The organism is Parabacteroides sp. ZJ-118 (assembly GCF_011038785.1).
In the GTDB taxonomy this organism is placed as follows: Bacteria; Bacteroidota; Bacteroidia; order Bacteroidales; family Tannerellaceae; genus Parabacteroides.
Window position 1 is genome coordinate 1 of record NZ_JAAKDT010000058.1, and the last position, 13,654, is coordinate 13,654.

A 13,654-nucleotide genomic window follows, 5' to 3' on the forward strand; every position below is an offset into this window, starting at 1 on the left:
GACCCTCCGCCTTGTAGCGAATGTAAAAGTTTTCAAAATCTTCGTTGCTGTAATACATAATTTATCAAGATTAATGTTACAGCCGCGAATGTAGTCGGTTTTACTCAGGCTGTGCTTGGACGCTTACCGTTATCTATAAAAGAAGATGCAATGTTTGCGAAAACGCTGCAATCTTCGTAAATTCTTGTTATTTTGTTTCAAATTATAACGAAAAAATTACGCAAGTACTCGCTATCTGACTTAACCATTACGGAACCATCCTATCACGCCAAGACTTCCGGGGAGAGTACGGCATCTTCCGCTTGGCGTATCCCAGACGAAGGATCAAGGCAGGTATCTCGTTGGTAAGAAACAGGTCTTTCGCCAGCAAACCGGAAAGATCACGCACCTCACAAGGCTGGTTCAAAAAGGCAAAAGCGATATTCTTTTCCGTAGCTCTCAAAAGAAAACGTTGCAAACTCCGACCTAACAAGAACCATTCCGGTAGTGCATTTGTCCGTAAGACGAACAAGGCTAAATGAGAAGAAGAGTTTAACTTTTTCTTGTCTTCCTTATTCTGTATGCCGGCTTTCAAGACACTTCCCATGATTGTCTCCGAAATAAGGCGGGGAAGATTCGGTGCCCCGAACACTGCATAACTCAGACCGTCCGATGTAGCTCGTACATGATTCTTATTAAAACGCATCCATGATTTCAGCTCTCGCTTAAACAAGCGATCTCTCATTTGCCGGTCATTCCCGGCAAATATGTAAGAAGAGAGCATATCGAACTCCCACTCTCCTTTCGACCACAAATGCAGACCGATATTTTCCTCCAAAGGCGTATCTCTCAAATAGCTCAGTTGATCCGATGGAATCATTTCCCCGGAGTATAGGCCTCGATTCGTCTGTCTGGCCGAAATTTTCTCGATAAGTCCACTCGTCTCCTTAATCATTGATGCCTCCGACAAGAATATGGTGATCTCCCCTGATCCTGAAAAAACCGGTAGCGGAGCATATCCTTTTGCTTCAGCCGCAATGCAAAGATTCTCGGTGGCGCATCCTAAGCTAATAAATAATTCACGATTATCCGGATCTACAACCGGAAGGGACTTACTCATGTCCGGAAGAATTTGTATCCTATCCTTTTGCACACGAAACAACCAAGGTTGGGTATTATGCCCCGATGGGGCTTTCATGGCTTGTTCCATCATATAGATAAAATCCGTCCGTATATCACTTATCCGCAATGATCCTGTTTCCATATTGTCATACGCTTTCTCATTCTAGCGATGCCCGTTACCTCTTTCCGATCGTATCCGGACAAATGCCTCAAAAATAAAAAAATCCCGTAAGGCTTTCGCCTTACAGGACTCCCCGCGGAAAGACAGGGATTCGAACCCCGGGAACCTCTCAGTTCAACGGTTTTCAAGACCGCCGCAATCGACCACTCTGCCATCTTTCCAACAAGTTAATTACGTGACCTGGGAGGGGCTCGAACCCTCGACCCAATGATTAAGAGTCATTTGCTCTACCAACTGAGCTACCAAGTCAACATGCCGCTTGTTTGTGTGACCTGGGAGGGGCTCGAACCCTCGACCCAATGATTAAGAGTCATTTGCTCTACCAACTGAGCTACCAAGTCATTCCATTTCGCCATCGTTACTTTTTCAAACCACCGTTTGTTTCTCGATTGCGGGTGCAAAGATAGAGGTTTTATTTTTCTCCGCAAACTTTTCGACTGCTTTTTTCACAACTTTAATCAAACTCGTAAATATCCGAGGGCGTAGTTCGCTTCAACGCTACCAATGAAACATCTTTCCCCACCCTTATACCCTCTTGGAAAAGACGTATATCCACTGTCTTGTAGGCCAGTTCGGGATGATTGTTATCCCGGCTGAGATGGCAAAGCCAGATATTCCTCAAGCCGGTATTATAATGGGTTGCCAAGAACTCCGCAGCCTCTCTATTACTCAGATGCCCAGTAGGACTGGCCACCCGCTCTTTCAAGAAAGCAGGATACGTACCAAAACGGAGCATCTCCTCGTCATAGTTCGCTTCCAATATTAGATGGTTCGCCATGCTGATATATTTCCCCACCGTGTCTGTGATATGCCCCACATCAGTAGCGAAAGTGAACTTATGATTACCATACTCGATATGGTAACCTACGTTATCGGTGCTATCGTGGGGCACCTCGAAAGCTGTGATACGGAAATCACGGATCAGGAAAGGAACTTCTTTTTCTATAACCTTGCGGGAGACACATAGGGTTTCCTCCACATACCGGCTCTTATCAATCCCCCTGTGCACGTCGGCTGTCGCATAGACAGGAATGCAAAGCTTCTCGCCCAAATACCCGACCGTCTTGATATGATCCGCATGATCGTGAGTAATCAACACGGCCACGATCTTGGTGAAATCGATCGACCGATCCTTCAGTACTTTCTTTATGGTCCGGATTCCGATACCTGCGTCAATCAGTATACCGAATTCCAAAGTCCCCAGATAATAACAGTTCCCACTGCTTCCACTCGCTAAACTCAGAAATGATAGTTTCATACTCTCCTATTCCGCAACACTGTTTTTTTCTGTTTTTACATAGTACACGCTAGGGACGGAACGTCTCAGGAATCGATACCTCCCCGATCAACGAGCAGTTCATATGCTCCTTCACCTCGTCCGGTGTCAATCCATGGCCGAAAAGGAACATCAGCTTCGTCACGGCACTCTCCGTCGTACTATCAAAGCCGCTCGTCACGCCAGTCTCCAACAATTTGTGCCCCGTCTCATAACGGTGCATCTCCACACTTCCGGCCCTACACTGGGTAACATTCACGATAACGATACCACGGTCTACAGCCTCCTTCAACATATTCAAGAACCATTCCTCGCACGGAGCGTTTCCGCTTCCGAATGTTTCCATCACCACGCCTTTCAGACCCGGGATATTCAGGATACTTTCCACTACTTGCGGAGAAATTCCGGGAAATAGTTTTAGTATAGCGATATTTCGGTCTAACAAATAATGCGGCTTTAGCGGCTTACGCGATACCGGATGATATACCTGCGGAAGATCATATTTGATATAGATACCCGCATGAGCCAAAGCCGGGTAATTATACGAACGGAACGCATTAAAATTATCTGCGTTTATCTTACTCGTACGGTTTCCCCTCAATAAATCATTCTCAAAAAAGATACAGACCTCAGGGATCAACGGCAATCCGTTCTCCTTGGCGGCCGCTATCTCGATCGCCGTAATCAAGTTCTCCTTTCCATCTGTACGTAACATCCCGATCGGTAATTGCGATCCCGTAAGGATCACCGGCTTACTCAGGTTCTCGAGCATAAAACTCAATGCCGATGCCGTATACGACATTGTATCCGTACCATGCAGTACCACGAAGCCGTCGTATTTCTGATAATTATCGGCGATGATTTTCACGATCTTCATCCACGAGTCCGGCCCCATCTCCGAGGAGTCCATCGGAGGATCGAACTGTATCGTGGCCACCGAATACCCCAGCTTCTTCAACTCCGGCATATTGTCCTTCAAATGCTGGAAATTAAACGACTCTAACACTCCTGTCTCCGGATTCTCGATCATACCTATCGTCCCACCCGTATATATCAACAGGATGGAAGCCTCGTCTTGTTGAGTATGCATGTCCATATAATTATACAAATTTAATAAATTATTCTTCTCCTTTCAACACCGGAACGCTTATATGATATTTTACGGCGATTATACGCGCGAGGAACACGCTCAGCGCTGATACGAACTGTATCATCGCCACCGACATGGAAGTTTGCATACATGCATAATATATCAAACCGCCAAAGACACAAGCCAACGCATAAATATCTTTCCGAAATATCAAAGGTTCCTCATTAATCAATATATCCCTCATCATACCGCCAAACGAGCCGGTTGTGGTTCCCATCACGATCGCCACCCACATAGGGAACCCGAAATCCAAGGTCTTGGCGATGCCTACCACCACAAACAATCCTAATCCGATAGCATCGAAAATAAAAAACGTATTATTCAAACGGATCACGTATTTTCGGAAGGCGATAACGAACAACAAAGCCAAGGCCGAGACAATCAAATAAGAGGCTTGTTCCATCCAAAAGGGTACCGCATTCAATAGAATATCACGAATTGTACCTCCTCCCACAGCGGTCACGACACCCACCACATAGGCGCCAAACCAATCAAATTGTTTCGCAGAAGCCAACCTTATGCCACTTATGGCAAAAGCGAAAGTCCCTGCATAGTCACAGAAGGTAATAAAATCTATCATTTTGTTTTTTCCGCGAAAATACGGAATAGTTCGCAAATAACAGCATTTATAGAAGGAATACCTAACAATAATTTAATTCTTCCGCTCAAGCTCACGCAGATTTTCCATCTTCTTGCGCTGCATAAACTCATAGATACCTTCCAAATGCTCCGTCACTTTTTGGTTCCCGAACTCATAGACCTTAGAGACTAGACCATCCAAGAAATCACGGTCGTGGGAGACGACGATCAATGTCCCGTCAAAATCAAGCAACGCTTGCTTCAAGATATCCTTCGTTTTCATATCCAGATGGTTCGTGGGCTCATCCAGAATCAGCAAGTTCACAGGCTCCAATAATAGCTTAATCATAGCCAGACGCGTACGCTCGCCACCGGAAAGCACTTTCACCTTCTTTGCCGAGTTCTCGCCGCCAAACATGAACGCACCCAGCAGATCCTTGATTTTATTACGGATGTCGCCCTGCGCCACATCATCGATCGTCTGGAAAACCGTAAGGTTCTCATTCAGCAGGGAAGCTTGGTTCTGGGCGAAATAACCGATCATCACGTTATGTCCCAGCGTCAACGTTCCCTCGTGCTCGATCTCTTTCATGATACACTTCACCAAGGTAGACTTACCCTCGCCATTCTTCCCGACAAAAGCGATCTTATCTCCCCGCTCGATCATCAGATTTGCGTTCCGGAAAACCGTATGATCGCCATACGCTTTCGAGACATTCTCGATCGTCACCGGATAAGAGCCTGAGCGGGGCGAAGGCGGGAACTTCAAGCGCAAAGCCGAGGTATCTTCCTCATCCACCTCCAAGATCTCCAGTTTCTCCAGCATCTTCACACGGCTCTGCACCTGTAAGGTCTTGGAGTACGTGCCTTTGAAACGCTCGATGAACTCTTTCGTCTCGGCGATCATCTTTTGTTGCTCGTCATAAGCCTTCTGTTGTTGCTCACGACGTTCCTTCCGCAATTGCAAGTATTGGCTATAACTTACCTTATAATCATAAATCCGACCCATCGTTACCTCGATCGTACGAGTCGTGATATGATCCACGAACGCACGGTCGTGGCTGATCACCACTACTGCCTGACCGTTATCGACCAAGAAATCCTCCAACCACTGGATAGACTCTATATCCAAGTGATTCGTCGGCTCGTCCAGCAAAAGAACCTCCGGTTTCTTCAATAGCAGTTTCGCCAACTCGATACGCATACGCCAACCACCGCTGAATTCACTGGTTTGCCGGTCGAAATCCTCCCGTTTGAAACCCAGTCCCAACAAGGTTTTCTCTATATCGGCGTCGTAATTGATCTCCTCTATGGAATAGAATTTCTCGCTCAAGGTAGAGACTCGCTCGATCAGTTCCATATAACCATCCGACTCATAGTCCGTACGAGTCTCCAATTGATTATTCAATTCGGCGATCTCCGCCTCCATCTCGTGTAGATGGGCAAAAGCCTGCGCCGTCTCCTCGAAGACGGTACGACCATCCTCCGTCATCAAATGCTGCGGTAAATAAGCGATCACGGTATCTTTAGGAGCGGACACTTTTCCACGGCTTGGCTCCCGCACGCCAGCCAATATCTTCAACAGGGTAGATTTACCGGCACCATTCTTACCCATCAAGGCGATACGATCTTTCTCATTAATAACGAAAGAAACATCAGAGAAAAGGGCGCTTCCACCAAACTCAACTGTTAGTCCGTCAACTAAAATCATATGTTTATCTTGATACATCAATATAATGAAACTGCGAAGATAAGAAAAATCCCTTTCATTAGGGATGTACAAGAGATTTCATACGATCTTTCCGGGGCAACCAATCTCACAAGGGACTAATCCCTTAAACTACCTTAAAAAACAGAAGCACCCACATATTTTCCAATGAAGCGCTTGTTTTATAAACGAAAAGTCCTATCTTTGCGCCCGCTAATACAAACAGCTTAAATTAATTATTCAAACATGGCAACAAAAATTAGATTGCAAAGACACGGTCGTAAAGGTTACGCCTTCTACCAAATCGTGATCGCAGACAGCAGGGCTCCACGTGATGGAAAATTTATTGAAAGGATAGGTTCTTATAATCCGAACACTAATCCTGCTACAGTAGATTTGAACTTCGAAAGAGCTTTGTATTGGTTACAAGTGGGTGCTCAACCTACAGACACAACTCGTAACATCCTTTCACGCGAAGGCGTTTGCTTGAAAAAGCATTTATTGGAAGGTGTTAAGAAGGGTGCGTTCGACGAAGCCGTAGCTGAGGAGAAATTCAAAGCTTGGTTGAAGAACAAACAAGCTTCCGCACAAGCTATCAAAGAAAAAGACAGCGAAGCTGCTAGAGCAGCTGCTAAAGCACGTCTTGAGGCTGAGAAAGAAGCAAATAAGGCAAAAGCAGAAATCGTTGCTAAAAAGAAAGCAGAATTGGCAGCAGCTGAAGCTGCTAAGCAGGCTGAGGAAGCGGCCGCAGCGACTCCCGCTGAAGAAGTTCCGGCAACTGAAAACGCTGAATAATTCGTGCGATGCCAAATCGAGTAGGTAGGGAAACAAAATAAGTTTTCCTGCCTATTTTGTTTCCTTTCCTCTCGCACCACCGTACGTGCCGTTCGGCATACGGCGGTTTAATTTGTTTTCAAAGAGTGGATAACATCTCCTTCATCCTTTTGGCGAAAGGACAAGCATAACTATCGGCGTCCCTTTTTGGATACAAAAGTTAAAACTATCCTATAAGACAACCCTAGAAAAAGGAGCGGCATCCATCGGACAGAACTCCTTATCCATATACTTATAATATCCCGTGATAGCAACCATAGCGGCATTATCCGTAGTGAACGAGAACTTTGGGATATGCACTTTCCAGCCACAACGTTTGGCGTGCTCCAAGAATGCCTCACGCAAACCGGAATTGGCCGATACCCCTCCGGCTACGGCGACTTCTTTTATATTCAAATCCTTCGCCGCCTTGCGCAATTTACTCATCAAGATATCGATTACCGTAGCTTGCAAGGAAGCGCATAGATCTTGCTTATTCTTCTTGATAAAATCCGGATCGTCTTTCAAATGATCACGCAAGGTATATAAGAAGGAAGTCTTCAGGCCACTGAAGCTATAATCATATCCGGGGATATGCGGCTTGCTAAACGTAAAAGCATTCGGATTGCCCTCGTTCGCCAAACGATTCACGACAGGGCCACCGGGATAACCCAATCCCATCACCTTGGCGCATTTATCGAAAGCCTCTCCCGCGGCGTCGTCGATCGTCTGGCCGATCACCTCCATATCATTATAAGCGTTCACCTTAATGATTTGCGAATTACCGCCCGAAACTAACAAGCAAAGGAAGGGAAACGAGGGAGCATGATCATCGTCCGGAGTTTCCTTGATAAAATGAGCCAACACGTGAGCCTGTAAGTGATTGACCTCGATCATCGGGATATCCAAGGAAGCGGACAAGCCCTTGGCGAACGAGGTTCCGACTAATAAGGATCCCATCAAACCCGGCCCACGGGTAAACGCCACGGCACTCAACTCAGACTTATCGATGCCGGCACGCTTGATGGCCTCGGCTACTACCGGAACGATATTCTGTTGATGGGCACGGGAAGCCAACTCGGGGACAACCCCGCCATAGGCCTCATGAACGGCTTGACTGGCTATTACGTTGGACAGCATCACGCCGTCGCAGATCACCGAAGAAGAAGTGTCATCGCAAGAAGACTCGATCCCTAATATCGTTATACTCATATCTTCATTCTTTTTTCCGCGAATTAACAAAATCTATCGCGATATTGTTGTAGATTTGCGGGAAATAAATAGAAAAGATATCAGAGGACTTAAATACATAATCATTACCCTGCTTACATTATTCTGGATATTCTATGCGTTGCCGGGCATCTTACTGAAAATTCCTTATATTCAAAACAAAGTATCAGAAGTAGCCACGAACCAGTTATCCAGCTACCTTGGTGTGCCCATAAAGATTGGTAATGTAGATATCGAATGGTTCAATCGCCTAGTACTGGAAGGGCTTTATCTGGAAGACCAAGACGGAAAAGTCATGTTCGAGGCGAATCATGTGGCGGCGGGATTCGAGATCATGCCGTTGCTGGAAGGCAAGTTCGTATTCACGACGGTACGTTTGTTCGGTTTCTCCTTCAACCTAAGAAAACATACGCCTAAAAGCCCTTTAAATCTGCAATTCGTCATCGACGCTTTCACCAGCAAGGATTCGATAAAGAAAGAGAAGAATATTGATCTCCGTTTCAACTCCATCTGGATCCGAAGAGGTAATTTCAGCTATAATGTGGACAGCGAGAAAGAGACTCCGGGAAAGTTCAACGCAAAGCATATCGATATCAAGAACCTGAGCGCCAAGCTGTCCCTCAAGGCTTTTAATAATGACAGCGTGAACGCCCATATCAAGAAGATGAGTTTCGACGAAGCATCCGGTTTCTCCTTGAATAAGTTATCGCTGAACGTGGTCGGGAACCGGGATAGCGCTTTCGTACAGGACTTCGAGGTACGCTTGCCGCAGACAGACTTGAAGATCGGCCGTGCCCGGATCCATTTAAGCGAGATCGATAGCCTTCCCGCTCTCTTGAACGACGCTCCGATCGACATGAATATAACGCCTTCACAAATCAGCCTAAGGGACTTATCCCCTTTCGTTCCGGCGTTCAGAAACTTCACCGACACGATCGAGTTATCGGCCGAGGCAAACGGCTATATCAATAATTTCAATTTGAAGCGCCTCACCTTGAAATATAGCGATAAGATGTTGTTTGTCGGCCAAATGGAATTAAAGAACATCACCCATCCCGAGGAAGCGTATCTTTTAGGGAAGGTGAATAAGATGTATATTACGACAGACGGCATCTCCAGTTTGGCCAATAACTTCAATGAGCGTCCAAAGACTCTACCGCCCCCGGTTGTCAAATTGGGGACGATCAATTTCACGGGCGAGATATCAGGATTTTTCGATAACCTAGTCGCTTTCGGAAAACTATCATCTTCCATCGGCTCCATACAGACAGACTTGATATTCGGGAGCAACAAGGATAAAAATATAGCCGCTTACTTACAAGGACGTATCGCCTCCAGCAACTTGCGGATCCATGAGCTATTCGGCGAGAATAATCCTTTTGGGGAAGCCCGCTTCGACATCAATATCGATACCCGCAGGCCCATTGGCGGAAATTTCTCCGGAAATATTCAAGCACAAGTCAAGGAGTTCGATTATAAAGCTTATAAATACAAGGATATAAATCTTTCCGGTAATTTCAAGAAAAACAGTTTCGATGGGACTATCCATGTAAACGATCCTAATGGCGAATTATACGCCCAAGGAATCTTTCAGCACCAGGCACAAAATTCCTTGTTTAATTTCACCGCCCGCCTTGATCATTTCCGGCCGGACCGATTGAACCTGACGGACAAATATGAGGCACCGAATATATCCTTGGCTTTAAACGCGGATTTTACCGGAGATAATATCGATAATCTGGAAGGTAACATCACGTTGGACAGCCTTTCTTTCGAGACCGCTCCCAGCAGCTTCTTCCTTAAGAAATTCGAGGTGGTTGCCTCGGGGCATAGTCTCGACCGGCAATTAACCATAGCCTCCGATATCCTGAACGGGGAGGTCACAGGGTCTTATTCATTCAACACGCTAGTCCCCAGCCTTATGAATACGTTCAAGGGATATGTGCCCGCCTTGATCAACACGACCCGGAAAAAACAAATCGTGAAGGAGAATAACTTCGCTCTCCTATTAACGATCGAGAATACGGAGGCACTTTCTGCAACATTGAAACTACCGTTCACGATGGTACAACCCGGACGGATCACGGGACATTATAATAATATCTATAATAAGTTCCGTATCGAGGCGTGGCTTCCAAAATTCAATCTTGGGAAATCCATGTTCGAATCCGGTTACTTGGTTTGCGATAATCCGAACGATAAAGTAAACCTCCAATTAAAAGCGACTAATTACAATGACAAGGGACTGCGTAATTACCTTGATCTCAAGGCAGACGCTAAAGACAATTGGATGAATACCATGATTGGCTGGGCAAATAATAAAGAACAGTTATTTAAAGCCGACATCTCCGCCTCTACCCTTTTCGTGGAGGAGGAAAGCGAGAAAGGACCAGCCAAGTTACGTACGGAAATCACGTTGAATAAAAGCCCCCTCATTATTAAAGACACACTCTGGACCATCCATCCGGCGAATATAACAATCCGCGAGGGTAAGATCGGAATCGAGCATTTCCGGGTAGATCACGATACCCAGTATTTATCGATGGAAGGGACGATCTCAAAAGATCCGGCAGATTCTTTATCGGTGGACTTAAATCAAATAGAGCTGAGTTATGTCTTCGACGTATTGAATATCCCGGTCTTACAATTCGGGGGTGAGGCGACCGGTAGGTTCTACGTGAACGACTTATTCAATAGCCGCATGCTAAATACGGATCTGGAAGTAAAGGACTTCTCATTCAATCAAGTCGCGCTAGGCCGCCTCAATCTTTTCAGCGAATGGGACGATGCGCAGAAAGGCATCCTTATGCTGGGAAGTATTTACAAGAACGATAGCACTTGGACGGATGTAAATGGTTATGTATTCCCGGTTGGGCCCAACGCGGGACTATCCTTGTACTTCGATGCCAATGATATCAATCTGGCCTTCTTGCAACCTTTTGTCGATACGGTCGTAAAGAACTTGCAAGGCCGGGGATTCGGAAGTATACATTTGCACGGGCCCTTTAAGGAGCTGAATGTCGAGGGAGATGCCTATGTCATGGATGGAGGAGTCGGCGTTGATTTCTTGGATACTTATTATACCTTTTCCGATTCTGTCCACCTGGACTCTACGTCTGTCAATTTACGGAATATCACGGTCAAGGATCAATTCGGCAACTCAGGAAAAGTCAGCCTTAAGTTCAACCATTTGCATTTCCGGGATTATAGCTTCCTCGTAAACGTTCAGGGCAATAACATGTTGATGTATAACGCCAACCGGAAAAAGAATCCGCTGATCTATGGAACGGTATTCGCCAGCGGAACGGCACAAATCAAGGGAAACGGTAAGTTGATAGACTTTGACATTAACATGAAAAGCGAACCTAAGACCACTATTTATCTGGACTTCATGAATAACAACTCGGCTACAGACTATGGCTTTATCACGTTCATCGATAAAAGTAAGTTGTCCGCTAACGTAGATTCTACTGCCACGCATCCATTGAATATCGTACACGGGACAGACGAGGGAGCCGAGCTACGAATGAACTTCCTCCTTGATATTACGCCCGATGCCGATATAGAGCTAATCATGGACCCGATAGCAGGAGACCGTATCAAAGGAAACGCTAGCGGAAGTTTACAGATACAATACGGAACAAGAAGTGATCTTCGTATGTATGGCGACGTGAATATCGTACAAGGGAACTATAATTTCAGTTTACAGCAAATCATCCATAAAGACTTTAAGATCCGGGATGGTAGCACGATTAATTTCCGCGGCGATCCCTTTAATGCCCATATGAATATCAATGCGATCTACAATCTGACCGCAAATATCGGAGACTTGGATCAAAGTCTCTTGCAAGAAAGTTCACGGACAAACATACCCGTCAATTGCGTCTTAAACCTTGAAGGCGCGTTGCGCAGCCCGTCTATTTCCTTCGACTTGGAATTTCCGAACTCTAACGAGGAGCTAGAGCGTCAAGTCAAAGCGTTTATAGACACAGAGGATATGATGACCCGGCAAATTGTTTATTTGCTGGTGTTAAATAAATTCTACACACCTGAGTATGCCCAAACGAATTATAGGTCTAGCGAATTAAACGCCGTGGCTTCGTCCGCTATCTCAGCGCAACTATCCAATCTGTTAGGTAGTTTCACGGATAAAGTACAAATAGGCACGAACATACGAGCGGGGCAAGACGGTTTCAAGGAAGACACAGAATACGAGATGATATTATCCAGCCAACTGTTAAACAACCGCTTATTGATCAATGGTAATTTCGGCATGAGAAATACGGTCAACACAGGAAAAAATAACACCTTTATCGGAGAGTTCGACCTAGAATATAAGCTGACTCCCTCCGGCGAGATCCGGCTAAAGGCTTATAACCACGCCAGAGATATGTATTTCGGCCTGAAGCAGGCGTTAACCATACAAGGCGTAGGAATCATGTACCGGAAAGATTTTACAAATTTCTCCGAGATTTTCAGAAGGAGAAAAAGACCTCTTTTACCCCTATCCCCCCAAGACTCTACAAAGAATGAATGACTGCCATATCAAGCGAAGGTTTCCATGAAGATCGATCTCAATTGACTTTTTGCCAACTCAAAGTCCTGGGGCGTTCCCAACTCCATAGCCAAGGAAGTAACGCCTTTATCCGTAAAGCCACACGGATTGATCAGTGAGAAGAAACTTAGATCCGTATTTATATTCAAAGCGAAGCCATGCATCGTAACGAACCGGCTACTTTTCACGCCAATCGCACAGATCTTACGGGCACGCCCCGGCACCTCAGGATCTAGCCATACACCCGTCGCTCCTTCCAAACGTTCCCCCTTCAAGCCATAAAGCGACAAGAAACAGATAATCGTCTCTTCCAGCATATGGATGTATTGTTTCAATCCCAGATTCCAATATTCCAGATCAAATACCGGGTAACCGGTAATCTGCCCCGGCCCGTGATACGTTATATCCCCCCCCCTGTTTATATGGTAAAACGAGATCCCTCGTTCCCGTAAAGTCTCCTCGGGAATAAGCAAATTTGAGTCCTTGCCACTTTTACCGATCGTCAAGACAGGTAAATGCTCACAAAAGAACAATTGATTATCCTCTTTCTCTCCTGCAGCCTTCGCTTTCAATAAGACATCGAAAGCAGCTGTCTGATATTCTAACGCATCGGCATAAGCGATTCGTCCCAAGTCGTGATAACGGAAACTCTCCATTTCTACTTTCAGCAGTTTCCCTGTTAGGGGAATTATTTTCGCTTGTTGTTTCAGTATATAAGGTGACGGTGCTATCATATTCCGTTCTTCGCAAAAGTAGGGATTATTTCCTTCTTATTTCAATTTTTGGATTTGTTCAACAGACAAAGCCAACTTTTGCGCGATCTGTCGCTCATTCAATCCATCTTGTTCCAACATTCGAATCATACCTCGAATAAGTTGATCCTTCTGCAGAAGAGCCTGTTCCTGCTCTTGAATCGCTTGATCCTTCTGCAGAAGAGCCTGTTCCTGTTCTTGAATCGCTTGATCCTTCTGTTGGATTGCCTCTTCTTTCTGTTGGATTGCCTCTTCTTTCTGTTGGATTGCCTCTTCTTTCTGTTGGATCAATAGATCTTTTTGCATGAT

At 45.5% G+C, this 13,654-nt stretch carries 9 protein-coding genes, 3 tRNA genes and 1 pseudogene; 2 read left to right on the forward strand and 11 right to left on the reverse strand.

The window, feature by feature from the left end; all coding sequences use genetic code 11:
• Positions 1 to 247: 247 nt before the first annotated feature.
• From G7Y39_RS12410 to abc-f, 8 genes are all read right to left on the reverse strand, one after another.
• Positions 248 to 1,243 carry a nitroreductase gene (locus tag G7Y39_RS12410; protein WP_165157767.1) on the reverse strand — a complete coding sequence of 332 codons (996 nt, stop codon included), beginning with the start codon at positions 1,241 to 1,243 and terminating at the stop codon, positions 248 to 250.
• A 115-nt stretch (positions 1,244 to 1,358) separates the two neighbouring features.
• Positions 1,359 to 1,443, reverse strand: a tRNA-Ser gene (locus tag G7Y39_RS12415).
• 15 nt (positions 1,444 to 1,458) lie between these two features.
• Positions 1,459 to 1,531 (reverse strand) — tRNA-Lys (locus G7Y39_RS12420).
• A 19-nt stretch (positions 1,532 to 1,550) separates the two neighbouring features.
• A tRNA-Lys gene (locus G7Y39_RS12425) sits at positions 1,551 to 1,623 on the reverse strand.
• A gap of 113 nt (positions 1,624 to 1,736) precedes the next feature.
• Positions 1,737 to 2,540, reverse strand: coding sequence for an MBL fold metallo-hydrolase (locus tag G7Y39_RS12430; RefSeq protein WP_165157768.1), 804 nt, complete (start codon positions 2,538 to 2,540; stop codon positions 1,737 to 1,739).
• A 49-nt stretch (positions 2,541 to 2,589) separates the two neighbouring features.
• Positions 2,590 to 3,654, reverse strand: a complete 1,065-nt coding sequence (locus tag G7Y39_RS12435; RefSeq protein ID WP_165157769.1) for an asparaginase — start codon at positions 3,652 to 3,654, stop codon at positions 2,590 to 2,592.
• Between the two features lie 22 nt (positions 3,655 to 3,676).
• Positions 3,677 to 4,288 carry a trimeric intracellular cation channel family protein gene (locus G7Y39_RS12440; protein WP_165157770.1) on the reverse strand — a complete coding sequence of 204 codons (612 nt, stop codon included), beginning with the start codon at positions 4,286 to 4,288 and terminating at the stop codon, positions 3,677 to 3,679.
• A gap of 72 nt (positions 4,289 to 4,360) precedes the next feature.
• Positions 4,361 to 5,998 carry a ribosomal protection-like ABC-F family protein gene (gene abc-f, locus G7Y39_RS12445; protein WP_165157771.1) on the reverse strand — a complete coding sequence of 546 codons (1,638 nt, stop codon included), beginning with the start codon at positions 5,996 to 5,998 and terminating at the stop codon, positions 4,361 to 4,363.
• A 243-nt stretch (positions 5,999 to 6,241) separates the two neighbouring features.
• Here abc-f and G7Y39_RS12450 point away from each other — a divergent pair, with 243 nt between their 5' ends.
• On the forward strand, positions 6,242 to 6,790 hold the full coding sequence (locus tag G7Y39_RS12450) for a 30S ribosomal protein S16 (RefSeq protein ID WP_165157772.1): 549 nt from the start codon (positions 6,242 to 6,244) through the stop codon (positions 6,788 to 6,790).
• A 210-nt stretch (positions 6,791 to 7,000) separates the two neighbouring features.
• Here G7Y39_RS12450 and tsaD read toward each other — a convergent pair whose 3' ends face one another.
• Positions 7,001 to 8,020, reverse strand: coding sequence for a tRNA (adenosine(37)-N6)-threonylcarbamoyltransferase complex transferase subunit TsaD (gene tsaD, locus G7Y39_RS12455; protein WP_165157773.1), 1,020 nt, complete (start codon positions 8,018 to 8,020; stop codon positions 7,001 to 7,003).
• Positions 8,021 to 8,159: 139 nt separating this feature from the next.
• Between tsaD and G7Y39_RS12460 the strand changes: the two genes are divergently transcribed.
• Positions 8,160 to 12,575: a translocation/assembly module TamB domain-containing protein gene (locus G7Y39_RS12460; protein WP_165157774.1), complete on the forward strand. Its 4,416-nt coding sequence runs from the start codon at positions 8,160 to 8,162 to the stop codon at positions 12,573 to 12,575.
• Between the two features lie 8 nt (positions 12,576 to 12,583).
• Here G7Y39_RS12460 and lipB read toward each other — a convergent pair whose 3' ends face one another.
• Both lipB and G7Y39_RS12470 read right to left on the reverse strand, forming a co-directional pair.
• Positions 12,584 to 13,249: a lipoyl(octanoyl) transferase LipB gene (gene lipB, locus G7Y39_RS12465; RefSeq protein WP_165157775.1), complete on the reverse strand. Its 666-nt coding sequence runs from the start codon at positions 13,247 to 13,249 to the stop codon at positions 12,584 to 12,586.
• A 114-nt stretch (positions 13,250 to 13,363) separates the two neighbouring features.
• Positions 13,364 to 13,654, reverse strand: a pseudogene (locus G7Y39_RS12470) (hypothetical protein); the annotation flags it as partial.